The following is a 24,535-nucleotide window of genomic DNA, read 5'->3' on the forward strand; positions in this document are numbered from 1 at the left end:
TGTGCGAAATTTGATTCTTGTTGGGCCGATGGGTGCTGGAAAAAGCACCATCGGTCGCTTGCTGGCCAAAGAGCTGCGCCTGCCGTTCAAAGATTCCGATAAGGAAATTGAATTGCGCACGGGCGCCAATATTCCGTGGATCTTCGATAAGGAAGGCGAACCGGGCTTTCGTGACCGCGAACAGGCGATGATCGCCGAGTTGTGCAGGCTCGATGGCGTGGTGCTGGCGACCGGCGGCGGCGCGGTCATGCGCGAAGCCAATCGGCGGGCCTTGCATGCGGGCGGGCGAGTGGTCTATCTGCACGCTTCGGTCGAACAGCAGGTCGGCCGCACCTCGCGCGACCGCAATCGTCCGTTGTTGCGCACCGCTGATCCTGCCAAAACCCTGCGGGACTTGTTGACGCTGCGTGACCCGCTTTATCGGGAAATTGCCGACCTGGTGGTGGAAACCGATGAGCGGCCGCCACGAATGGTGGTTCTGGACATCCTGGAACGCTTGCAGCAACTGCCTCCCCGTTAATCCACGCAGCGAAATGCGCTATCCTCGGCGTCGCGTCACGACCGCTTGAGGGTGTGGCGTATGGCTGGTGGGCAACGTCATACACGCAGATGTTGCCAGTCGTTAATGTAAGGCAGGACGCCTGATTTCATCTTCACTGTGGGGACACATGCAGACACTTAAGGTCGATTTAGGCGAGCGCAGCTACCCGATCCATATTGGCGAAGGTTTGTTGGACCAGCCCGAACTGCTGGCGCCGCATATCGCCGGGCGGCAAGTGGCAATCATCTCCAACGAGACTGTCGCGCCGCTGTATCTCGAGCGTCTGACCCGCAGTCTTGCGCAGTTCTCGGTTATCTCCGTGGTTTTGCCCGATGGCGAAGCCTTCAAGAACTGGGAAACCCTGCAAACCATCTTCGATGGCCTGCTGACGGCACGGCATGATCGGCGTACCACGGTGATCGCTCTCGGCGGCGGCGTGATTGGCGACATGGCCGGTTTTGCGGCTGCCTGCTACCAGCGCGGCGTGGATTTCATCCAGGTCCCGACCACCTTGCTGTCGCAAGTCGACTCCTCGGTAGGCGGCAAGACCGGAATCAACCATCCGCTGGGCAAGAACATGGTCGGCGCGTTCTATCAGCCGAACGTTGTGCTGATCGACACCGCGACACTCAACACCTTGCCGGCCCGTGAGTTGTCTGCGGGCCTGGCGGAAGTCATCAAGTACGGTTTGATCTGCGACGAGCCGTTCCTCACCTGGCTCGAAGAAAACGTCGATCGCCTGCGGGCGCTGGACCAGACGGCCCTGACCTACGCGATTCAGCGCTCCTGCGCGGCCAAGGCTGCCGTGGTCGGTGCCGACGAGCGCGAGTCGGGTGTCCGGGCCACGCTTAACCTGGGGCACACCTTCGGCCACGCCATCGAGACCCACATGGGCTATGGTGTCTGGTTACATGGTGAAGCGGTGGCTGCTGGCACCGTAATGGCTCTGGAGATGTCCGCGCAACTGGGCTGGATCAGCGCCCAGGAGCGCGATCGCGGTATTCGCCTGTTCCAGCGCGCCGGTTTGCCGGTCATCCCGCCTGAAGAGATGACCGAAGCCGATTTTCTCGAACACATGGCAATAGACAAGAAAGTGATCGACGGTCGTTTGCGTCTGGTGCTGTTGCGCCGAATGGGCGAAGCAGTCGTGACCGACGATTATCCGAAAGAGGTTTTACAGGCCACGCTGGGAGCGGATTACCGCGCCCTGGCTCAGCTTAAAGGTTAATAAGATCCCGATGACTAGTTTGCATGCCGACGAGGCTTTCCTCGGCCATTACCAGTTGAGTCATGACCCTTTCGCACCACGGGTACCTGGCTTCAAGTTTTTCCCCGCCCAGCGCAAGCCGGTCCTGGGGCAGTTGCACCACCTGGCCCGTTACAGCCAGTTGCTGCTTGTGGTCACTGGGCCACAAGGCAGCGGCAAGACCCTGCTGCGTCAGGCGCTGGTGGCCAGTACCAACAAGCAATCGGTGCAAAGCGTGGTGGTTTCCGCCCGTGGCGCCGGTGATGCGACTGGCGTGCTGCGCCAGGTGGCGCAGGCACTGAATGTCGCCCAGGCTGAAGTCGACGCGATTCTCAAGCAGGTGGTGCAACTTGCATTGACCGGCCAGGAAGTCTATTTGCTGGTGGACGACGCCGAGCAGCTCGACGAGTCCGCGCTTGAGGTCCTGCTCGAACTGGCTGCCGGGGCGCCGGAAGGCCGGCCTCACGTGTTCCTGTTCGGTGAGCCATTGCTGATTGCTTCGCTGGAGCAATTGCATGCCGAGGAAGAACGCTTCCACGTCATCGAACTGGCGCCTTACGCCGAAGAAGAAACCCGTGAATACCTGGCCCTGCGACTTGAAGGCGCGGGCCAGGGAATCGAACTTTTCTCCGCAGATCAGATCTCTGAGATTCACGAAAGCTCCGAAGGCTGGCCTGGCAACATCAACCAGGCTGCCCGCGATGCGATGATCGAAGCCATGATAGCTAGCCGCTCAGCGGTCAAGCGTCCAAGTATGGGGTTCAATATGCCGAAGAAACACGTATTGGCGATATCCGCCGTAGTCGTGGTCGCGGTAGCCGCCGCCTGGTTGATGCCGGGTCGCAGCAAGGCACCGACCACCGGCGCGCCCGCCAGTGAGCAAGCGCAACTGCCGTTGGGTCAAGGTTCGCCGACGCCGAACGGCAGCGGTTCTCCGGCAGTGGAATTCGCCGGTAATACCCAGCCGATGCCATTGCCATTGGTCGGACAGTCGCAACCGGTGATGCGCGGACCGCTGGCCGAAGCGGCGGGTGGCATTACCGAGGGCGACGACGGCGTGCCAGTCGAAGGCTCCAGCGCCACACCGCCGACCGTCACCACCACGGCGCCGCCTGCGGGCATTCCGGCCGGTCCTGCGCCAACACCAACGCCAGCGGCCAAACCCGTCCCTGCGCCGACTCAGGTCGCTGCAGCCAAGCCTGCGCCAGTTCCGGTAGCGCCGGTTGCCAAACCTGCCCCGGCTCCAGCGGCCAAGCCGGCACCGGTCGCCAAGGCTGCCGAAAAACCGGTCACCCTGGCCAAGGCCGCTACTGGCGGTAGCTGGTACGCCGGTCAGGCGCCGGGTAACTACGTGCTGCAAATCCTCGGCACCAGCTCTGAAGCGACGGCGCAGAACTTCGTCAAAGAGCAGGGCGGCGAGTACCGCTATTTCAAGAAAGTCCTCAACGGCAAGCCGCTTTATGTCATCACCTACGGTAACTTCGCCAATCGCGATGCTGCCGCTTCCGCCATCAAGGCCTTGCCAGCGAAGGTTCAGGCTGGTAAACCTTGGCCTCGCTCTGTCGCCAGCGTCCAACAGGAACTGGCTACAACCCGCTGAAGATTCGGCGGCCTTACCCAGGCCGCCTCTCCCGGCGCCTCAAAATTTCTGCAAGTGCATGCTGCCTCAGGGGCTGTTGACGCTTGCTGACGAACGCGACGCAGACCCATTTGGGTTGCGCGCCAACGTGTGCGAGGCTGCGTTGCGGGATTTGCCAAGGGAACAACCATTGGCGGCATCCCGCGCCTTGCCTCGCACACGCTGGCATCGCAACGCGGCTCGTCAGCAAGCATCAACAGACCCTGGGCCGCGTGCCTTGTGGTGTCTGCATTCCAGTAGTCTTTGAGTCGTTGCGGTCAGAATTAAAAAAGTTTTGACTAGCACAGCATATCGCTTTAAACCTTTCACAAATGCGACATAGATTTGCGACATTTCGTCGTCGAATTTGTGAGCCTCTGTGTCGCTGTGTACAATGACCTCCCATTTGCCCCCGCTAAGCCGGCGTACGTTCGGCGCGGAAGGTAAGAGGTTGAATTGAAAAGAAATTTGCCTCTAAAAAGAGGCAGCCTGGTGAGAAAGTGTCTATGAAAGCAGGTCTGTACCAACCCGATGAGTTCAAGGATAACTGTGGTTTCGGCCTGATAGCCCATATGCAGGGCGAACCCAGTCATACCCTGTTGCAAACGGCCATTGAGGCCCTGACCTGCATGACCCACCGCGGTGGGATCAACGCAGACGGCAAAACCGGTGACGGTTGCGGTCTGCTGATGCAAAAGCCCGACGTGTTCCTTCGCGCCATCGCCCAGGAAACGTTCGGTATTGAATTGCCCAGGCAATATGCCGTGGGCATGGTGTTCTTCAATCAGGACCCGGTAAAAGCCGAGGCGGCTCGCGAGAACATGAACCGCGAGATCCTGGCCGCTGGCTTGCAGTTGGTCGGCTGGCGCAAAGTGCCCATCGACACCAGCGTTCTCGGCCAACTGGCCCTTGAACGCCTGCCGCAGATCGAGCAAGTGTTCATCGCAGGCGATGGCCTGAGCGATCAGGACATGGCCATCAAGCTGTTCACGTCGCGTCGTCGCTCGTCCGTGGCCAACGCCGCCGACACCGACCACTACATCTGCAGCTTTTCCCACAAAACCATTATTTACAAAGGCCTGATGATGCCGGCGGACCTCACCGCCTTCTATCCGGACCTGAGTGACCAGCGCCTGCAAACCGCGATCTGCGTGTTCCACCAGCGCTTTTCCACCAACACCCTGCCGAAATGGCCGCTGGCTCAACCGTTCCGCTTCCTGGCGCACAACGGCGAGATCAACACCATCACCGGCAACCGCAACTGGGCCCAGGCCCGTCGCACCAAGTTCACCAACGACTTGATGGACCTGGAAGAACTCGGCCCATTGGTCAACCGCGTGGGCTCCGACTCTTCGAGCATGGACAACATGCTGGAGCTGATGGTCACCGGCGGCATCGACCTGTTCCGTGGCGTGCGGATGATCATTCCGCCTGCGTGGCAGAACGTCGAGACCATGGACCCGGACCTGCGGGCGTTCTACGAATACAACTCGATGCACATGGAACCGTGGGACGGCCCGGCTGGCGTAGTCATGACCGACGGTCGTTACGCGGTGTGCCTGCTCGACCGTAACGGCCTGCGCCCGGCGCGTTGGGTCACCACCAAGAACGGCTTCATCACCCTGGCCTCGGAAATCGGTGTCTGGAACTACCAGCCTGAAGACGTGATTGCCAAGGGCCGCGTCGGGCCGGGTCAGATCTTCGCCGTGGACACCGAAACCGGTCAGATCCTCGACACCGACGCCATCGACAACCGTTTGAAGTCCCGTCATCCGTACAAGCAATGGCTGCGCAAGAATGCCCTGCGCATCCAGGCGACCATGGAAGACAACGACCACGGTTCGGCGTTTTACGATGTCGATCAGCTCAAGCAATACATGAAGATGTATCAGGTCACGTTTGAGGAGCGTGACCAGGTGCTGCGCCCGTTGGGCGAGCAGGGCTATGAAGCGGTCGGCTCCATGGGCGATGACACGCCGATGGCCGTGCTGTCCCAGCGTGTACGCACGCCGTACGACTATTTCCGCCAGCAGTTCGCGCAGGTCACCAACCCGCCGATCGACCCGCTGCGCGAAGCCATCGTCATGTCGCTGGAAGTCTGCCTCGGCGCCGAGCGCAATATCTTTCAGGAGTCGCCGGAACACGCCTCGCGCGTGATCCTCAGCTCACCGGTCATTTCCCCGGCCAAGTGGCGCTCGCTGATGAACCTCGACCGCCCGGGTTTCGAGCGTCAGGTCATCGACCTCAACTACGACGAGGCGCTGGGCCTGGAAGCCGCGGTGCGCAACATCGCCGATCAGGCTGAAGAAGCCGTGCGTTCCGGTCGTACCCAGATCGTACTGAGCGACCGTCACATCGCACCGGGCAAGCTGCCGGTCCACGCTTCCCTGGCCACCGGTGCGGTGCACCACCGCCTGACCGAAAAGGGCCTGCGTTGCGACTCCAACATCCTGGTCGAGACCGCCACTGCGCGTGATCCGCACCACTTCGCCGTGCTGATCGGCTTCGGCGCTTCTGCCGTTTATCCGTTCCTGGCCTACGAAGTGCTGGGTGACCTGATTCGTACCGGTGAAGTGCTGGGCGACCTCTACGAGGTGTTCAAGAACTACCGCAAAGGCATCACCAAGGGCCTGCTCAAGATCCTCTCGAAGATGGGTATCTCGACCGTTACTTCGTACCGCGGTGCGCAGTTGTTCGAAGCCATCGGCCTGTCCGAAGAAGTCTGCGAACTGAGCTTCCGTGGCGTGCCGAGCCGCATCAAGGGTGCGCGTTTTGTCGACATCGAAGCCGAACAGAAAGCGTTGGCCGCCGAAGCCTGGAGCCCGCGCAAGCCGATCCAGCAGGGTGGTTTGCTGAAGTTCGTCCACGGTGGCGAATATCACGCGTACAACCCGGACGTGGTCAGCACCCTGCAAGCCGCAGTGCAGCAGGGCGACTACAGCAAGTTCAAGGAGTACACGGCGCTGGTGGACAACCGTCCGGTGTCGATGATCCGCGATCTGTTCAAGGTCAAAACCCTTGAGCAGGCGCTGGACATCAGCGAGATCGAACCGCTGGAATCGGTGCTCAAGCGCTTCGACTCCGCCGGCATCTCCCTCGGCGCGTTGTCGCCGGAAGCTCACGAAGCCCTGGCCGAAGCCATGAACCGCCTCGGTGCGCGTTCCAACTCCGGCGAAGGCGGCGAAGACCCGGCGCGTTACGGCACCATCAAGAGCTCGAAAATCAAGCAAGTCGCGACGGGCCGTTTCGGGGTGACCCCGGAATACCTGGTCAACGCTGAAGTGCTGCAGATCAAGGTCGCGCAGGGCGCCAAGCCCGGCGAAGGCGGTCAGTTACCAGGGGGCAAGGTCAACGGTCTGATTGCCAAACTGCGTTATGCAGTGCCGGGCGTGACCCTGATTTCGCCACCGCCGCACCACGACATCTACTCGATTGAAGACTTGTCGCAGCTGATTTTCGACCTGAAGCAAGTCAACCCGAAAGCGTTGGTCTCGGTGAAACTGGTGGCAGAAGCGGGCGTTGGCACCATCGCCGCTGGCGTGGCCAAGGCTTACGCCGACCTGATCACCATCTCCGGCTACGACGGCGGCACCGGCGCGTCGCCGCTGACCTCCATCAAGTACGCGGGCGCACCGTGGGAACTCGGCCTGGCCGAAACCCACCAGACCCTGCGCGGTAACGACCTGCGCGGCAAGGTGCGGGTGCAGACCGACGGCGGCCTGAAAACCGGCCTCGACGTGATCAAGGCGGCGATTCTTGGCGCTGAAAGCTTCGGCTTCGGCACCGCGCCGATGATCGCCCTGGGCTGCAAATACCTGCGTATCTGTCACCTGAACAACTGCGCCACTGGCGTGGCGACGCAGAACGAAAAACTGCGCAAGGATCACTACATCGGTACGGTCGACATGGTGGTGAACTTCTTCACCTACGTCGCCGAAGAAACCCGTGAATGGCTGGCGAAACTGGGCGTGCGTTCCCTCGAAGAGCTGATCGGTCGTACCGACCTGCTGGAAATTCTCGAAGGGCAGACCGCCAAGCAGAACCACCTGGACCTGACCCCGTTGCTGGGCAGCGATCATATCCCGGCGGACAAGCCACAGTTCTGCCAGGTAGACCGCAACCCGCCGTTCGACAAAGGCCTGCTGGCCGAGAAAATGGTCGACATGGCCACTTCGGCGATCAACGACCTGTGCGGTGCTGATTTCGCCCTGGATATCTGCAACTGCGACCGCTCCATCGGCGCACGGATCTCCGGTGAAATCGCGCGCAAGCACGGCAATCAGGGCATGGCCAAGGCGCCGATCACCTTCCGCTTCAAGGGCACTGCCGGTCAGAGCTTTGGTGTGTGGAACGCCGGCGGCCTGAACATGTACCTCGAAGGCGACGCCAACGACTACGTGGGCAAAGGCATGACTGGCGGCAAACTGGTCATCGTTCCGCCAAAAGGCAGCCTCTACAAGACTCAAGACAGCGCGATTATCGGCAACACCTGCCTCTACGGCGCCACGGGCGGCAAGCTGTTCGCCGCGGGTACCGCGGGCGAGCGTTTTGCGGTGCGTAACTCCGGTGCTCACACCGTGGTGGAAGGCACCGGCGATCACTGCTGCGAGTACATGACCGGTGGTTTCGTCTGCGTACTGGGCAAGACCGGTTACAACTTCGGTTCAGGCATGACCGGCGGTTTCGCCTACGTGCTCGACCAGGACAACACCTTCGTTGACCGGGTCAACCACGAACTGGTGGAAATCCAGCGGATCAGCGGTGAGGCGATGGAAGCCTATCGCAGCCACCTGCAACGCGTGCTGAACGAATACGTCGAGGAAACCGACAGCGAATGGGGTCGTAACCTCGCTGAAAACCTCGATGATTACTTGCGTCGTTTCTGGCTGGTCAAGCCCAAGGCTGCCAACCTGAAATCGTTGCTTTCCAGCACCCGTGCCAACCCGCAGTGATATGCGCCTGAAGAGTTTGATGAGGTTTTAACATGGCTGAACGTCTGAATAACGACTTCCAGTTCATCGATGTCGGGCGCAAGGATCCGAAGAAGAAACTGTTGCGTCAACGTAAGAAAGAGTTCGTGGAAATCTACGAACCGTTCAAACCCCAGCACTCGGCCGACCAGGCCCACCGCTGCCTGGGTTGCGGTAACCCGTATTGCGAATGGAAGTGCCCGGTGCACAACTTCATTCCCAACTGGCTGAAACTGGTGGCCGAGGGCAACATCCTCGCCGCCGCCGAGCTGTCGCACCAGACCAACACCCTGCCGGAAGTCTGCGGCCGCGTGTGCCCGCAGGACCGTCTGTGCGAGGGTGCTTGCACCCTGAACGACGGCTTCGGCGCGGTGACCATCGGTTCGGTCGAAAAATACATCACCGACACCGCGTTCGCCATGGGCTGGCGTCCAGACATGTCCAAGGTCAAACCGACCGGCAAGCGTGTCGCGGTGATCGGCGCCGGGCCTGCGGGCCTGGGGTGTGCCGACGTACTGGTACGCGGCGGCGTGACGCCGGTGGTGTTCGACAAGAACCCGGAAATCGGCGGTCTGCTGACCTTCGGCATCCCCGAGTTCAAGCTGGAAAAGACCGTGTTGAGCAATCGTCGCGAAGTCTTCACCGGCATGGGCATCGAGTTCCGCCTGAACACCGAGGTAGGCAAGGACGTGACCATCGAGCAATTGCTCGAAGAATACGATGCGGTGTTCATGGGCATGGGCACCTACACCTACATGAAGGGCGGCTTTGCCGGTGAGGACCTGCCGGGCGTGCACGACGCCTTGGACTTCCTGATCGCCAACGTCAACCGCAACCTGGGCTTTGAAAAGTCGCCGGAAGATTTCGTCGACATGAAAGGCAAGAAGGTGGTGGTGCTGGGCGGCGGCGACACGGCGATGGACTGCAACCGGACGTCGATCCGCCAGGGCGCCAAGTCGGTGACCTGTGCGTATCGTCGTGACGAAGCGAACATGCCGGGCTCGCGCAAAGAGGTGAAAAACGCCAAGGAAGAAGGCGTGAAATTCCTCTACAACCGCCAGCCGATTGCCATTGTTGGTGAAGACCGCGTCGAAGGCGTGAAGGTGGTCGAGACCCGTCTCGGCGAACCGGACGCCCGTGGCCGTCGCAGTCCCGAGCCGATCCCGGGCTCCGAAGAGATCATCCCGGCCGATGCCGTGGTCATCGCGTTCGGTTTCCGCCCGAGCCCGGCAACCTGGTTCGAGCAATTCAGCATCCAGACCGACAGCCAGGGCCGCGTTGTGGCCCCAGAACTTGGTCAGTTCAAGCACCAGACCAGCAACCCGAAAATCTTCGCCGGTGGCGACATGGTGCGCGGTTCCGACCTGGTGGTGACGGCGATCTTCGAAGGCCGTAATGCGGCGGAAGGGATCCTGGATTACCTGGGCGTGTAACCACTTTCCAGAAATGGAATGCGGTCCAAATGTGGGAGCGAGCTTGCTCGCGATAGCGGTGGATCAGTCGACAGAAATGTTGAATGTGACGCCGCCATCGCGAGCAAGCTCGCTCCCACAGTTGTTTCGCGGTGTTGTAGAAGGCGCATTCCACCGCGACAAATTGACCCGATAGACAAAAGGCTGACCTGCAACCGTGCCTTTTACGTCGCGCTCTGAGAAAATGCCCGCACTTTTTTTCCGGATGCCGACATGACTGCCCTGAAGAACGACCGTTTCCTTCGCGCCCTGCTCAAGCAACCCGTAGACGTCACGCCTGTGTGGATGATGCGTCAGGCCGGTCGCTACTTGCCTGAATACCGCGCCAGCCGTGCCAAGGCCGGTGATTTCATGAGCCTGTGCATGAACCCGGAGTTCGCTTGCGAAGTCACGATGCAGCCGCTCGACCGTTATCCACAACTGGATGCGGCGATCCTATTCTCCGACATCCTGACCATTCCCGATGCCATGGGCCAAGGCCTGTACTTCGAAACCGGTGAAGGCCCGCGCTTCAAGAAAGTCGTCAGCACGATGGCCGATATCGAAGCCCTGCCGATTCCTGATCCACAAAAGGACCTCGGCTATGTGATGGACGCGGTCAGCACCATTCGCCGCGAGCTGAACGGCCGCGTGCCGCTGATCGGCTTTGCTGGCAGCCCATGGACACTGGCCACCTACATGGTCGAAGGCGGCTCGTCGAAAGACTACCGCAAGACCAAAACCATGCTCTACGATAACCCGCAAGCCTTGCACCTGCTGCTGGACAAGCTCGCGCAGACGGTCACCAGCTACCTCAACGGCCAGATCATGGCCGGCGCGCAAGCGGTGCAGATCTTCGACAGCTGGGGCGGCAGCCTCTCGGCGGCGGCGTACCAGGAATTCTCCCTGGCCTACATGCGCAAAATCGTCAGCGGCCTGATCCGCGAACACGAAGGCCGCAAAGTGCCGGTCATCCTCTTCACCAAAAACGGCGGCCTCTGGCTGGAAAGCATCGCCGACGCTGGCGCGGATGCCTTGGGCCTGGACTGGACCTGCGACATCGGCAGTGCCCGTGACCGCGTCGGCAGCAAAGTCGCCCTGCAAGGCAACATGGACCCGACCGTGCTCTACGCCAAACCAGAAGCCATCCGCACCGAAGTCGGGCGCATTCTCGCCAGCTACGGCAAAGGCAGCGGTCACGTATTCAACCTCGGCCACGGCATCACCCCGGAAGTCGACCCGGAACACGCCGGTGCCTTCCTGCGCGCCGTGCACGAGCTTTCTGCGCAATACCATCAGTAATTCGTAGCAGCCTGCCTGGCCTCGGTGCCAGGCAGGTTTCACACCTTCGATAACCCACGCTCATTTCCTCAGGCCGTCCTGGCCATTGGCGTTCGCTTGCCTGTCATCGTGATGTTTTTCTTTGGCGGCGAACGTGCGAGTTGTTTACTTTTGTGCAGCCTTTACGCGCTGAATCTTTAAGAAATATCTCAACACTATGTAAGGCGATATTACCTTTCTTGTCTGATTAGTTGGATTGCTGACATTCCCTGCCTGAGTACAAGATTTATCCTACATAGAATTAAAATCTCTGGCGGTAAAGTGCCCTCCTCAATTCTGCCAACACCCTGTGTGTGGCGAGCATGTCATAAATAATAATCACGGCATTGTTGTTGTGTAAGTGCTGGTTGCTGGCGTTCAGTAATGTTGTGATTAAAAGATGCTTTCTTAAATATCAGGTAAGTGTTGGATGTGTTGAGCGTGTAGTAAGGGGGTGCAAGTCTCTGCCAGATAGAAGTCGGCTTGCGAATAATTCTTAATAATCAGTCTGGAACTAATAATATGAAAAACACTATTTCCACAGGAGGTGCATTTACAGGATGTACGTTCTCGTTAACGCTGCTGGCAACCCTGCTGGCTTCACAGAATGCCGTGGCGCACGGTTACTTGAATGAGCCGCCATCCCGAGCCTTCCAGTGCCAGAAAGGTTTGAACAAAGACTGTGGTGGTGCGCAGTACGAACCGCAAAGCGTGGGTGAAACCTTCAAGGGCTTCCCGAACGGTGTGGGTGGCGCGCCGCTACAAGGTCCCGTAGACGGCAAGATTGCCAGTGGCGGCATTGCTATGTTTTCCGCGGTTGATGCTCAGTCCGCCACTCGCTGGCATCTGACTGAAATCAAGGACCGCTCCCTCGATTTCGATTGGAAGTACACCGCCGCTCACCCCGCGACCAAGCATGAATACTTCATTACCAAGAATGGCTGGAATCCGAATGAGCCGCTCAAGCGCGCCTCGTTCGATACCACGCCATTTTGCTTTGTGGACGGCGGTAACGTCTTGCCGGTCTCGGGGGACAAACACGCGTGCGTGATTCCTGAAGACAAGACCGGTCATCATGTGATTCTGGGTCTGTGGACCGTCGGTGACACTGATGCGGCCTTCCACAATGTCGTCGACGTCAACATTCTGGCCGAGGCGGCATTGCCTGGCGGCTGGAACTCCGTGGGTGCGATCACCCCGGCGGCAACGTTGCTGCCCGGCGACAAGGTCAAGGCGCGTGCCTTCACCGCCAGCGGTGAAAGTGCGCAATATAGCGTCGAAATCTCGATCAAAAACGCAGAAGAAGGCAAGCCTGAGAGCTGGTCGTTCGCCTTGGCGGAGCAGATCAACAAGACCCAGACGTTGGTCCGCGCTGGTATTCGCGACGAGCACGACAACATCGAACCGGTCAAAGGCGTGAACAAGCTCTACGCCCAGAAGGAAAGTGGTGTCACGCGTTATGAAGTGGCGCTGCAGATGCAAGAGGACACTGACGCCCGCATGGAGTTCGGTGGCCTGGCGCCAGAGCATGAGTTGGTGAAAGGCGTCGGCAAGGTTGCAGTTCCCGTGTTCAGCAATCGTGCAATGACGGTTGAAGCGACGATCTTCGATGCGAACAACAAACCCGTCGGGTCCAACCGGCAAGCGGTCGCGGCGCAAAGCAACACCGTGCTGAATGTCGATGTTCGTTCTGCTCCGGGCACACACGGCGTGAAACTGGTCGGTACCACTGAAGACGGTCGGACTACTCGTCAGGCCTTCGAGCAAACCGAACTGACCGGTGAAGGCGGTGCGCAAGAGTACGATTTCGAGTTCCCGAACAATCTCGGCGAATACACCGCAGGCACCAAGGTGCTGCAACCCAAGGACGGCCTGGTTTATGAGTGCAAGCCATTCCCTTTCTCGGGTTATTGCAAGCAATACAGCCAGACGGCAACAGGTTTCGAACCGGGTGTCGGCAGTGACTGGGCAATGGCTTGGGACCAGAAATAAGTTGATCTGAAAAACCTCCGGGCAATCAGGGTTGTTTGATTGCCCGGAGTGATCAGTGTTCTTGTTGGCTGGCGTTGGTAATGAGTAGTTATAACTAAATGAAGACTTCCTCGTATACAGGAGTACAAGTTTTTCTGCATTGGCTTTCGGCCATTATTATTGTCTGGGCACTCGCCAGTGGGTTTTATGTGTCGTTGTTTGATGTGGCGTTACCGGTCAAGGAGTGGGTGGCATTTATCAATGTGTCGCTGACGACAGTATTTATCCCCTTCTTTGTGGTGAGGCTTTATATCGCGCTACGTCGAGGTCGTAGTGCTGAAAAGACAGATCGCTCAAAGACCGAACGTCTGGCGTCATTCGCCCACGGGCTTATCTATCTGGTTGTCAGTGGGGTATTGGTGACGGGCATTTTGATGATGGACCGAGCGATCAATGTCTTTGATGTTTTTTTTATTCCACAGCCCCTGCATGACCCTTACTGGATTCAACTGTTTCTGACGATTCATGTGTGGACGTGTCTCGTACTGGCAGCGTTGATTGCCTTGCATGTGAGTGCGGTCATCAAACATGAGGTGTCGGGACGTCGTGTGCTTGCAAGCATGGGGTTTCACCGCTAACGGGCAGGCGATTGATCAATGACTTCTTCATTAACGACGGTCATCGCGCGCTGGCCAACGCTGCTCGGGGTCGTCCTCTGGGTGTTACCGCTGGGCTATGGCGCTTATCTGTTCGCCAACGAAGGGCAGCTGCGCGAGGGACGGGTGATGCGAGACGAACGACCGACGCTACCCGCCCCCGTGGCTCAACCGTTACCTGAATTCAATCCCGACGCCATCGCGACGGTGATGGGGCTGGTTGCGCAAACGGCAGCGGTGAGCAGTGCCGAGCCGCTGACGCTACGTGCCAGTTTTGTCTCAAACACCGGGCTTTCGCGGGCGCTGCTCGCGGGGGCTGACGGTGAGCGCCTGTATCAGGTCGGCGACAGCCTGCCGGGCGGCAGCGTGCTACGGCGGGTGGAAGTGTCCCGGATAGTGCTGTGGCGCAAAGGCCGCGAGGAGTTGCTGGCGCTTCAACCCCAGGCCGAACGCAGCGTGCTGACGATCCCGCCAACAGACCGTGGGCCTGCTCCCGCGCCTGTTCTTCTTCACCTTCGGCCAACCGCTGATCTGCCACCGAGTCTTTGAATGAACCGCTCACATCGCTTCGGCACCTCTGGCGCATTGCTGCGTTCACTGTTCTTCATGGTCCTGTTGATCCCGGGGTGGGCGACTGCCGAGCAGCAGCGCTGGCAACTGGCGATGAACAACGCCGAGCTGCGGGACATCATTGATGAGATGTCATCGATCCTGGGCACGACCGTGATCCTCGATCCCAGGGTTCAAGGGCGCATCACCGTGATGTCCAGGCAGGCGCTGGATCGCGAGGGTGTGCGACGGCTGTTCTATTCGGTGCTCGATGCCCACAACTTCACGGTGATCGATCAAGGTGACCGGATCCTCATCACCCCCGTGGCGGAAGCCAAGACCCGTGCCAGCCAGGGCGATCCGCGCACGTCCCGGGATGGGCAGTTCGTGACCGAAGTCATCGCGCTCGGCGCCAGCAGCGCCTCCGATCTGGCGGGGTTGGTGCGGCCGCTGGTGTCGACCAACGGTTATGTCGGCCCGTCCGTCTCGGCCAATGCGCTGGTAGTCACCGATACCGCGAGCAACGTTCGGCGGATCGGGCAGGTGGTGCGTCAACTCGATTCCGGGACGAAAAATGCCCACACCCTCGTTACGTTGCGCCATGGCCTGGCGGCGGACATCGCCAAGGTGCTGGAGGCCTCTTTGGGCAAGTCGGGTGCCGAAGCCGGAAGCCTGGTGATTGCCGACCCGCGGGCTAACCGCCTGGTGGTGGTCGGCCCCGCGGCAGCGCGCCAACGTCTGGTTCAACTGGCCGGTTCCCTGGATGTTCCGGCGACGAGCAAACTCGATAACGCGCGGGTCATCCGTTTGCACCACAGTGATGCCAAGCAATTGGCCGAGGTGCTGGATGCGCTGGGGCAGGGCTTCAACGTGCAGTCGGGCGGCAGCGGCTCAAAAGACGCGATGCCGGCGACACCGGTGATGGTCAAGGCTGACGAGCGGCAGAATGCGTTGGTGGTGTTTGCCGATCCGGCGCAACTGCGGACCCTGGAAAACATCGTCCGCGAGCTCGATCAACCGCGCGCCCAGGTATTGATTCACGCCGCCATCGTGGAGATCTCCGGCGACATCGTCGAAGCACTGGGTGTGCAGTGGGGGCTGGACAGTGGCAACGCGAAAGGGCTCATCAACTTCCCCGGTACCGGCGTGCCGGTCCTTGGCGGATTGAATTTCGATGACAAGAATCCGGCCCCGGAGGGTTCGTTGTTGCGCCTGGGTGGCGGCAATTTTGGTGCCCTGATTTCAGCACTGGCGAGCAACAGTCGCAGCAACCTGTTGTCGACTCCCAGCCTGCTGACCCTGGACAACCAGGAAGCGGAAATCATCGTTGGCCAGAACGTGCCCTTCAAGACCGGCTCCTACGCCACCAACAGCAGCGGTGCGGACAATCCGTTCACTACCGTGGAGCGCAAGGATGTCGGGATCAGCCTGAAGATCCGCCCGCACATCAACGAAGGCTCGATTCTGCGCCTGGAGGTCGAGCAGGAAATCTCCGACATCGCACCGTCGGTGTCGGGCGTGGATTCCTCCGACCTGATTACCAACAAGCGTGCCCTCAAAAGCACGATCCTCGCCAACGATGGCGAAATCATCGTGATCGGCGGCCTGATCAAGGACAGCGTCCGGACTCAGGAAAGCGGCGTGCCGTTGTTACGCAGCATTCCGTACCTCGGCGCGCTGTTTCGCTGGACCAAGGACACCCAGACCAAAAGCAACCTGATGGTGTTTCTGCGCCCGACCATTGTGCGCTCCCGTCAGGACGTTGCCGATATCAGCGAGGACCGCTACAAGGCCCTGCGTGAGCTGAGTCAACCCACCGGGCGACAGAGCAATTCGTTGCGGCTGCCAGTGGACCCCCATGAACTGTTCGATGACAACCGCGAGCGTCGCGCCCCATGACGAATCAGGCGTGGGGCTGCGAGCAACTGCCGTTTGGTTTCGCCCGACGCCTGGGCGTGTTGCTTGAAGGCTCGGGCGAGGCGTTGAGTTTGTCGATCCGCAGCGATACGCCGCTGACGGCATTGGCGGAAGTCCGACGGGTGACGGGGCGTGAGCTGCCGGTTCAGGTCCTTGAGCCTGCGTTGTTTGCAACACGCCTGGCGAGCGCTTACCGCGAAGGTCAGAGCGCCGCCGAACAGGTCGCTCAAGGGCTGGATGAAGAGCTCGACCTGTTGAGCCTGGCCGACCAGCTCCCGCAGACCGCCGACCTGCTGGAACAGGAAGGCGACGCGCCGATCATCCGCCTGATCAACGCGTTGCTCAGTGAAGCGGTGCGCGAAAAAGCCTCGGATGTTCACCTGGAAACCTTCGAGCAGTACCTGTCGGTGCGCATGCGGGTGGATGGGCAACTGCGCGAAGTGCTCCGGCCCCGGCGTGAGTTGGCCAACCTGTTGGTGTCGCGGATCAAGGTCATGGCCCGCCTCGATATAGCTGAAAAGCGCGTGCCGCAGGACGGCCGCATTGCGTTGCGCCTGGCCGGGCACGAAGTGGATGTGCGGGTTTCGACCCTGCCGTCGGCCCATGGCGAGCGCGTGGTGTTGCGCCTGCTCGACAAACAGGCCGGGCGCCTCGACTTGCAGCGCCTGGGCATGCCGCCCGACACCCTGGCGTGCTTTGAGCGGATTCTCGGCAGGCCCCACGGGATTTTCCTGGTGACGGGCCCCACCGGCTCCGGCAAGACCACCAGCCTGTACGCGGCGCTGGCCAGCCTGAATGACCAGACCCGCAACATCCTCACGGTGGAAGACCCGATCGAATACCACTTGCCGGGGATTGGCCAGACGCCGGTCAACCCTAAGGTCGAGATGACGTTTGCCCGTGGCTTGCGGGCCATTCTGCGACAGGACCCGGACGTGGTGATGGTCGGTGAGATCCGTGATCGGGAAACCGCCGAAATCGCCGTGCAGGCGTCGTTGACCGGGCATCTGGTGTTGTCGACCTTGCACACCAACAGCGCGGTCGGCGCGGTCACCCGGTTGCTGGACATGGGCGTCGACGCGTACTTGCTGGCGTCGTCGCTGGTCGGCGTGCTCGCGCAACGCTTGTTGCGCACCCTTTGCCCGCATTGCAAGGAAGCCTGCGAGGCGGACCCGGTGGCGTGTCGGCGACTGGGCGTCGAGGGCGCGGCAAGGCTGTTCAAGGCCCGAGGATGCGCGCAGTGCCAGCAAGGCTATCGCGGGCGGATGGGTATCTATGAGCTGGTGAGCATCACGCCGGCCTTTTCGACGTTGATTCATCAGGGTGCCAGTGAGCAAGCCTTGGCAGAGGCCGCGCGCGCGCATTCGCGCAGCTTGTTCCAGGATGGCCAGCGGCTGGTGCTCGAGGGCCTCACCAGTCTCGATGAACTGCTGCGCGTCAGTCAGGAGGACTAGCCCATGCCGGGATTCGAGTACCGCGCCCAGGACCGTAAAGGTCGCCCGTGCAAAGGCGTGCAGGAAGCCGACAGCCCACGGCACGCCCGGCAATTGCTGCGCGAGAAGGGCTTGTTGCCGAGCCACGTGGGGGCGGCAAAACACCTGCGTGTCAAAGGGGCGGTGTTTGCCCTCGGGACGAAGCTGGCGCCCGGCGAACTGGCGCTGTTGACCTTGCAGTTGTCGACGCTGATTCAGGCCGGTCTGCCCTTGGAGGAGTCCTTGCGGGCCGTCGCGGCGCAGAGCGAAAAGAACCGGGTCAGCGCGTTGCTGGCGGCAGTGCGGGCGCGGGTGATGGAAGGTCATGCCTTGGCCACGGCGTTAGGCGGATTTCCTCGGGCGTTTCCCGAGTTGTTTCGCGCCACCATCGCGGCAGGTGAGCGCTCTGGGCATCTGGGGCATGTGCTTGAGCAACTGGCGGTCTATACCGAGGCCCGCCAGGCATCGCGCCAACGGATTCAACTGGCGCTGGTGTATCCGATGATCCTGATGTGTGCGTCGCTGGCTATCGTCGGTTTCCTGCTCGGCTATGTGGTGCCGGATGTGGTGAAGATTTTCGTCGACAGCGGTCAGCCGTTACCGCCGCTGACCCGCGGCATGATCCTGATCAGTGACGGCGTGCGTAGCCATGGCGTGATTATGCTGGGGGTGTTGTCGGTCCTGGTGCTGCTGGGGCGTTGGGCTCTGGTTCAGCCTCGATTGCGCCTGCGCTGGCATGCGCTGGTGTTGCGGTTGCCGCTGTTGGGCGGGGTGCTGCGCGCCATGGAGGCGGCGCGGTTTGCCAGCACCCTGGCGATTCTTGGCAAGAGTGCGGTGCCTTTGGTCGATGCGCTGGAAATCGCGGCGGCGGTGATCGGCAACCTGACGATTCGCCACCGCATGCACGACGTTGCACGGTCGGTGCGCGAGGGCGGCACCCTGACGCAAGGCCTGGAACAGGGGGGGGATATCCCGCCCATGATGCTGCACATGATTGCCAGCGGCGAACGGGCGGGCGAGCTCGACCGCCTGCTGGCGCGGGCCGCCGAGCAGCAGGAAAAGACCCTCGCGGCGCGGATCGCGCTTGTCGTGAGCCTGTTTGAACCGGTCATGCTGGTGCTGATGGGCGGCGTCGTGCTGCTGATCGTCATGGCCATTCTTCTACCCATTCTTAGCCTGAACCAACTGGTGAGTTGAACGATGAATCCTGCCCGTAACACAACCCTGCGCGGCCAACGTGGCTTTACCCTGATCGAAATCATGGTGGTGGTGGTCATCATTGGCGTGCTCGGTGCGATCGTCGTGCCGCAGTTCATGAGCCGCCCCGACCAGGCCAAGGTCACGGCGGCGCGCACCGACATTCTGGCGATCTCCACGAGCCTGGAAATGTACCGCCTCGACAACTTCAACTACCCCTCCACCCAGCAAGGGTTGGAAGCCTTGGTCAAACGCCCGTCGGGCACACCGGTGCCACGCAACTGGAGCCCTCAGGGGTATCTCAAAGGCTTGCCGGTGGACCCTTGGGGAACGCCGTATCAGTACCTCAATCCCGGGGTGAATTCGGCCGATGGCAGTTATGACCTGTATTCCCTCGGCGCCGACGGCGTGTCCGGCGGCGAAGGTCATGCTGCCGACATCGGCAACTGGGGAGATTGAAGGGTGCGCCAGGCATGCCGGGGTTTTACCTTGCTGGAGCTGATGGTCGTCATGGTGCTGATCGGCGTGCTGCTGGGCATGGTGGGGCTGGCCACCGGCAACCATTCCGCCAGCCTGGCTCGCCAGGAGGCCAACGGGTTGATCCAGCTGTTGCAGACGCTGCGCGAGCACGCCGTGCTTGAAGGTCGCGAGTACGGTCTGCGGCTGGAGCCCGAGGGTTATCAGGTGCTGAGGCTCGAGGGTCAGGCGTGGCGGCCGGCCGGCAGCGCTTATCGATTGCCGCAGGGCCTTCAACTGCGTCTGGCGCAAACCGGTCAGGCTTCGGCGCTCGGGGAGCGCCCCGGTCAGCCACACCTGTTGATACTCAGCAGCGACGAAAACACCGCGTTCACCTTGCACCTGCAAACCGATCAACACGTGCTGATCAGCCTCTCCAGCGATGGCCTGAGTGAGGCGGCCCTCGATGAGTAAGCGCAAGCCCGGGAAGTCGCGTCCGTCACGCCGTCGGCATCGGGGTTTTACCTTGCTGGAAATCATGATTGCACTGGTGGTGTTTGCCGCGCTGGCGGCCGCCGTGATGGCGGCGGGGCAATACGCCCTCAAGCAGAACGCACGCCTGGAAGAGCAAATGTGCGGTGCCTGGATTGCCGACAATCACTTGAGCGAATTGCAGTTGGGGGCCGCTCCGGCTCAGGGGGTGGAACACCTGAACCGACATTTCGATCGGCGTGACTGGAGCCTGAGCCAGACGATCAGCCCGGCAGCCGACCCGCGCCTGCTCAAGGTCGAACTCAGTGTCAGCCGTTCGGGCAGTGACCGGGTTGTGCATCACACCACCGGTTGGATTGATGCCCGTGAGCAATAGACAGCACGGTTTCACCTTGCTTGAACTGGTGATCGCCATGGCGATTTTCGCGGTGCTGGGCCTGGCCTGCTGGCGGCTGTTCGATGGGGTGATCAGGGCCGAGCGTATTAGCTCATCCCATGAGCGCGACATGCGCACCTTGCAGCGAGCCATCGCGGTGATCGAGCGCGATGTCTTGCAGGTGACGACACAGCCGATGGTGCTCAGCGAAGGTGTCTTGCAGTTGCAGCGCGGTAACTGGCGCAACCCGCTGGATGAGGCGCGCAGCGAGGTGCTGAACGTCACCTATCGTCTGGACAAGGGCACGCTCTGGCGTGAGAGCCTGAGCGCGGAGCTGCTTGGGCGGCAGCGGCAAAAACTGTTGAGCGACGTCCGCGAGTTGCAGTGGCGGTTGTACGACGACAAGCAAGGCTGGCGCAGCGAATGGCCAGTGAGCCGTGGCCATCCGGTGTATGGGCCGAAGGCCCTGGAAATCACGTTTTCGACACAGCGCTTCGAACCGATTCGTCGGGTCTTGCTGTTACCGGGGAGCGGCTCATGAGTCGGCAACAGGGTGTGGCGCTGATCAGCGTGCTGTTGGTCATGAGCCTGGCGTTGCTGCTCACGGGCGCGATGTTGCGCAACCATCGGCTGGTGGTCAAAAGCACCGCGCAACAGTTGCATCAAGTGCAACTGCGGCAGTTGGGTTTTGCCGGCGAGCGCTGGGCCTTGCACCTGTTGCGCAGCCCCGAGATGCAAGCGTCCAGAAGCGTCAACCTGGCACAAGCGTGGGCGCGGGCAACGCCGCCATTCGAGGTCGACGGCGGGACGCTGGACATTCGTGTGGAAGACCTGGCTGCGCGCTTCAACCTTTCTGCGCTGTTGACCGGCGGCCAAGTCGACGCACTGACACAACAGCGTTGGGTGCGATTGCTGGCCCTGTTGCCAATCCACAGTGCCGACCTTGAGAACCTCTCTGCTTCCCATCCGGGCGGGTTGACCGATCTTAGCCAATTGCGCGCAGTGCCGGGTGTCGACGCCGAGGTGTTGCGACGGTTGCGGCCGATGGTGGCGCTGTTGCCCAAGGACGCGAGCCTGAACATCAACACCGCATCGTTGCCGCAACTGATGACACTCGACGGCATGACCGACGCGATGGCCCGGGCGCTGGTGCAACAGCGCCCGCACACCGGTTATCGCTCGGTTCAGGCGTTCGTCGAGGACCCTTTACTCGCCGGGCTTGAACTGGGCAGTCATGGCCTGGGGCTGAGCAGCCGCTGGTTTCGGATCACGGTGGACGTGGCCTTCGGGCAAAGCCGTGTGCAACTGGTCAGCGACGTGGCGCTCGACGCCAAAACCCGGCAGGTGAGCGTCTTGCAACGACGGTTCCTGAGCTCACCGACAAGCGAGGCCTTGTGATGAACCATTGGCTTTACCTCAGCGCCGAGGGGCTCGCCGAACCCTCGGCGCAGTGGTCCTGTTGCCTGGTGTCAGCAGCGGGCGAACGGACCGTCCTCACGCTCGCCGATGCAGGCCGACGGTTGCAAGGGCAGGCCGTTCACCTGGTGTTGCCGATGGAGATGTGCGGCTGGCTCCAGACCGAAAAATGGCCCTCGCGACGTCGGCCCACCGTGCAGGCCATAGCCTTTGCCATCGAAGACCAATTGAGCGAAGACCTGGACGCATTGCACCTGACTGTCGGCCCGCGAGACCCGCAGGGGCGCTATCCGCTGTGGGTGATCAACCGGCAGCGTTTTGCAGCGCTGCTGGCGTTGGCCACCGGGTTGGGGATCACGCCTGGCACCGTGCAGGTGGATGCTGACCGCTTGCCGGGCGATCAGGCCTATGGCGTGTGGTGGTTGGGGCGCTGGCTGCTGGGCGGCACACTGGAGGCGCGCCTTGCCGTGTCGGCGGATGGATTGGCCGCCCTCAAGCCTGGCCTGCCTGAGACCCTCTGCTGGCGGGAAGACGGGTATGCAACGCTCCATGGTCACGCCGCTGCGAGGCCGCCGATCAACGTGCTGCAGGGTGAGTTTCGTCGGGGCCGCCGACGTTTCCCGTGGTCGACGGCGCTGGTCTCGGCCACGTTGCTGTTCACCCTGGGGTGGGGATTCATGCACGCACGCAGCGATTTTTTCGAGGGTCAGGCGCAACGTTTGTATGCACAGAGCGAACAGCAGTTCAGGGCTTTGTATCCACAGCAGACCCGCATCGTCGATCTGTCGGCACAACTCAAGGCGTTGCAAAAACAGACTCGCGTCAGTGCACAGGACACGCAGGTCGCACGGTTGCTGAAACTGACCGAACAGGTGATCGGCGCGAGCAGCGTCGAAGTGCAGCGCATCGAGTATCGTGTTGGCGACGGGTGGAAGCTGCAACTCACCGCTGGCAGTTTTGCGGAACTGGAACAACTGCGCGAACGCGGTCAGAGCAGCGGCTTGCCGATCCGGCTGGGCAGCGCGAGCAAAGTGCAGGACCGTGTTCAGGCACTGCTGACACTGGAGAACCAACCATGACACTGCGCTCACCGAAGCCGCCAGCCATCGTGACACAGACCTGGAATCGACTGACGCTGCGCGACCGACAGGCGCTGAGTGTTCTGGGAGGCTTACTGGTTGCGGTGCTGGCTTTTGTCGGGTTATGGCAACCGGCCCAACAGCGTCTTGCAGTGGCTGAGCGTGTGTATCAGCAGCGTCAGGTTCTGGCCGCCGAGGTCAGCCGCGCCCAGGCACCGAGTGCCGGGGCCGTCGATGCACAACCGCTGTCGACCCGGCTCAGTGAGCGCGCATTGGCCGACGGCCTCGACCTGCAACAACTGGAGGTGCAAGGCGAGGTCTTGCGCCTGACCCTGAGTGGCGATGCGCGGGCACTGCTGGTCTGGTTGCACCAGACCGAACTGGACGGCGCCGTGCTGCAATCGCTGACCCTGAACAAACGGGGGGAGCGGTTGGAGGCACAACTGGTGGTCCAGGGTCACACCGGCTGATTACCCGGCAATAACGGCAACCGGGCGAGCTTCAACGCCACCAGCAACGCAATCAGCAGCAAGCCGATGATGAATGCGCCGATGCCGTTCCAGCCGCCGTAGTGCCAGAACACCCCGCCCGCCGTGCCGGCGATGCTGGAGCCGGCGTAATAGCTGAACAGGTACAACGAAGAAGCCTGGCCCTTGGCCTTGGTGGCGCGGCGGCCGATCCAACTGCTGGCCACCGAGTGCGCGCCGAAGAAGCCGAAGGTGAACACCAGCATGCCGATAATCACCACCGGCAACGGCGTGAACAAGGTCATGCCGATGCCGGCGAGCATCAACACAATGGTGGCCCAGAGCATTTTGCGGCGCCCCAGTTTGTCGGCCAGCGAGCCGATTTTCGCCGAGCTGTAGATGCCTGACAGGTACACCACCGAAAGCATGCCGACGAGCGCTTGATCCATGTGGTACGGCGCGGCGAGCAAGCGATAGCCGATGTAGTTGAACAGGGTGACGAAGGCGCCCATGACCAGGAACGCTTCCAGAAACAGCAACGGCAGGCCCGCATCGCGAAAGTGCAGGGTGAAGCCGTCGAGCAGGCTGCGCGGGTGCAGCGAGCGGGCGCGGAAGTTGCGTGATTCGGGGAGGATTCTCCAGAACACCGCAGCGGCGATCAGCGCCAGGCCACCGATCACCAGCATCGCCGTGTGCCAGCTCACGAAGTCGATCAGCACGCCGGTAATCAAGCGCCCGCACATCCCGCCAATGGCGTTGCCGCCGATGTACAGACCCATCGCCAGGCCGATGTGCTGCGGGTGAATCTCTTCACTCAAATACGTCATGGCCACCGCCGCCAGCCCGCTCAGCGACAACCCCACCAGCGCACGCATCACCAGCACGCCTTGCCAGGTTGGCATCATTGCGCTGGCCAGGGTGCACATGGCCGCGGCGAACAGCGCGGCAACCATCACCGGTTTGCGACCGATGCGGTCGGAGATCGGCCCGGTGATCAACAAGCCAATGGCGAGCATCCCGGTGGCCACCGAGAGAATCAGGCTGCTCTGCGCCGCGTTGATCGAAAACTCGCGGGACAGCAGCGGCATCATCGGCTGCACGCAGTAGAGCAGGGCGAACGTCGCGAAGCCGCCGCTGAACAGTGCCAGTACGGTGCGCATGAACATCGGCGTGCCTTTTTCGATGTAGATGTCGTTCAGTTGAGCGACCACCTCGTCCAGCGCAGCGGGCGGTATTTCATGGGCGAGTGGGGCGACGGCGGTTTTCACTTCGGACCTCGGGAGAGCACGGCCAGGCAGGCAATGAAAAAATCATATAGCTGGCTAATGTTTCTATCCAATA

Annotated in this window: 20 protein-coding genes; 19 read left to right on the forward strand and 1 reads right to left on the reverse strand. The window is 61.2% G+C overall.

The annotated features are described in order from the left end of the window. Position 1: 1 nt before the first annotated feature. The 19 genes from aroK (at position 2) to gspM (ending at position 23,197) form a co-directional block, all read left to right on the forward strand. Entirely contained in the window at positions 2-520 is a 519-nt protein-coding gene (gene aroK / locus AABM54_RS02135) for a shikimate kinase AroK (protein WP_347903411.1), read from the forward strand. A 148-nt stretch (positions 521-668) separates the two neighbouring features. Beyond that, positions 669-1,769 (forward strand): 3-dehydroquinate synthase, encoded by a 1,101-nt coding sequence (gene aroB / locus AABM54_RS02140; RefSeq protein ID WP_347903412.1) that lies wholly within the window; start codon positions 669-671, stop codon positions 1,767-1,769. 10 nt (positions 1,770-1,779) lie between these two features. Further along, complete coding sequence (locus tag AABM54_RS02145) at positions 1,780-3,387, forward strand: AAA family ATPase (RefSeq protein ID WP_347903413.1); 1,608 nt, start codon at positions 1,780-1,782, stop codon at positions 3,385-3,387. Positions 3,388-3,911: 524 nt separating this feature from the next. Then, a complete protein-coding gene (gltB, locus tag AABM54_RS02150) occupies positions 3,912-8,357 on the forward strand; it encodes a glutamate synthase large subunit (protein ID WP_347903414.1) in 4,446 nt (1,481 codons plus the stop codon). Between the two features lie 32 nt (positions 8,358-8,389). Continuing rightward, the gene (locus AABM54_RS02155) at positions 8,390-9,808 is read left to right on the forward strand and encodes an FAD-dependent oxidoreductase (protein ID WP_347903415.1); all 1,419 of its coding nucleotides are present in this window, start codon (positions 8,390-8,392) and stop codon (positions 9,806-9,808) included. 252 nt (positions 9,809-10,060) lie between these two features. Further along, positions 10,061-11,128, forward strand: a complete 1,068-nt coding sequence (hemE, locus tag AABM54_RS02160) for a uroporphyrinogen decarboxylase (RefSeq protein WP_347903416.1) — start codon at positions 10,061-10,063, stop codon at positions 11,126-11,128. 540 nt (positions 11,129-11,668) lie between these two features. Continuing rightward, entirely contained in the window at positions 11,669-13,138 is a 1,470-nt protein-coding gene (gene gbpA, locus AABM54_RS02165; protein WP_347903417.1) for an N-acetylglucosamine-binding protein GbpA, read from the forward strand. 98 nt (positions 13,139-13,236) lie between these two features. Then, the gene (locus AABM54_RS02170; RefSeq protein WP_347903418.1) at positions 13,237-13,755 is read left to right on the forward strand and encodes a cytochrome b/b6 domain-containing protein; all 519 of its coding nucleotides are present in this window, start codon (positions 13,237-13,239) and stop codon (positions 13,753-13,755) included. A gap of 18 nt (positions 13,756-13,773) precedes the next feature. Next, positions 13,774-14,322 (forward strand): type II secretion system protein N, encoded by a 549-nt coding sequence (locus tag AABM54_RS02175; RefSeq protein ID WP_347903419.1) that lies wholly within the window; start codon positions 13,774-13,776, stop codon positions 14,320-14,322. Positions 14,323-14,379: 57 nt separating this feature from the next. Continuing rightward, positions 14,380-16,221: a type II secretion system secretin GspD gene (gene gspD / locus AABM54_RS02180; protein WP_347906119.1), complete on the forward strand. Its 1,842-nt coding sequence runs from the start codon at positions 14,380-14,382 to the stop codon at positions 16,219-16,221. Beyond that, positions 16,218-17,693, forward strand: coding sequence for a type II secretion system ATPase GspE (gspE, locus tag AABM54_RS02185; RefSeq protein ID WP_347903421.1), 1,476 nt, complete (start codon positions 16,218-16,220; stop codon positions 17,691-17,693). The genes gspD and gspE overlap by 4 nt, the downstream gene beginning before the upstream one ends. Positions 17,694-17,696: 3 nt before the next feature. Next, entirely contained in the window at positions 17,697-18,908 is a 1,212-nt protein-coding gene (gene gspF / locus AABM54_RS02190; RefSeq protein WP_347903422.1) for a type II secretion system inner membrane protein GspF, read from the forward strand. Between the two features lie 3 nt (positions 18,909-18,911). Beyond that, positions 18,912-19,367 (forward strand): type II secretion system major pseudopilin GspG, encoded by a 456-nt coding sequence (gene gspG / locus AABM54_RS02195; protein WP_347903424.1) that lies wholly within the window; start codon positions 18,912-18,914, stop codon positions 19,365-19,367. 3 nt (positions 19,368-19,370) lie between these two features. Next, complete coding sequence (gene gspH, locus AABM54_RS02200) at positions 19,371-19,838, forward strand: type II secretion system minor pseudopilin GspH (RefSeq protein ID WP_347903425.1); 468 nt, start codon at positions 19,371-19,373, stop codon at positions 19,836-19,838. Beyond that, positions 19,831-20,232, forward strand: a complete 402-nt coding sequence (gspI, locus tag AABM54_RS02205; protein ID WP_347903426.1) for a type II secretion system minor pseudopilin GspI — start codon at positions 19,831-19,833, stop codon at positions 20,230-20,232. Before gspH ends, gspI begins: the two co-directional genes overlap by 8 nt. Beyond that, positions 20,222-20,773 (forward strand): type II secretion system protein GspJ, encoded by a 552-nt coding sequence (locus AABM54_RS02210; RefSeq protein ID WP_347903427.1) that lies wholly within the window; start codon positions 20,222-20,224, stop codon positions 20,771-20,773. Before gspI ends, AABM54_RS02210 begins: the two co-directional genes overlap by 11 nt. Continuing rightward, the gene (locus AABM54_RS02215) at positions 20,770-21,630 is read left to right on the forward strand and encodes a type II secretion system protein GspK (protein WP_347903428.1); all 861 of its coding nucleotides are present in this window, start codon (positions 20,770-20,772) and stop codon (positions 21,628-21,630) included. Before AABM54_RS02210 ends, AABM54_RS02215 begins: the two co-directional genes overlap by 4 nt. Next, positions 21,630-22,727 carry a type II secretion system protein GspL gene (gspL, locus tag AABM54_RS02220; protein WP_347903429.1) on the forward strand — a complete coding sequence of 366 codons (1,098 nt, stop codon included), beginning with the start codon at positions 21,630-21,632 and terminating at the stop codon, positions 22,725-22,727. Before AABM54_RS02215 ends, gspL begins: the two co-directional genes overlap by 1 nt. Further along, complete coding sequence (gspM, locus tag AABM54_RS02225) at positions 22,724-23,197, forward strand: type II secretion system protein GspM (protein ID WP_347903431.1); 474 nt, start codon at positions 22,724-22,726, stop codon at positions 23,195-23,197. Before gspL ends, gspM begins: the two co-directional genes overlap by 4 nt. Here the strand turns inward: gspM and AABM54_RS02230 are convergent. Next, entirely contained in the window at positions 23,185-24,462 is a 1,278-nt protein-coding gene (locus AABM54_RS02230; protein WP_347903433.1) for an MFS transporter, read from the reverse strand. The genes gspM and AABM54_RS02230 overlap by 13 nt on opposite strands. Positions 24,463-24,535: the final 73 nt, after the last annotated feature.

This window comes from Pseudomonas purpurea, from assembly GCF_039908635.1.
GTDB lineage: Bacteria > Pseudomonadota > Gammaproteobacteria > Pseudomonadales > Pseudomonadaceae > Aquipseudomonas > Aquipseudomonas purpurea.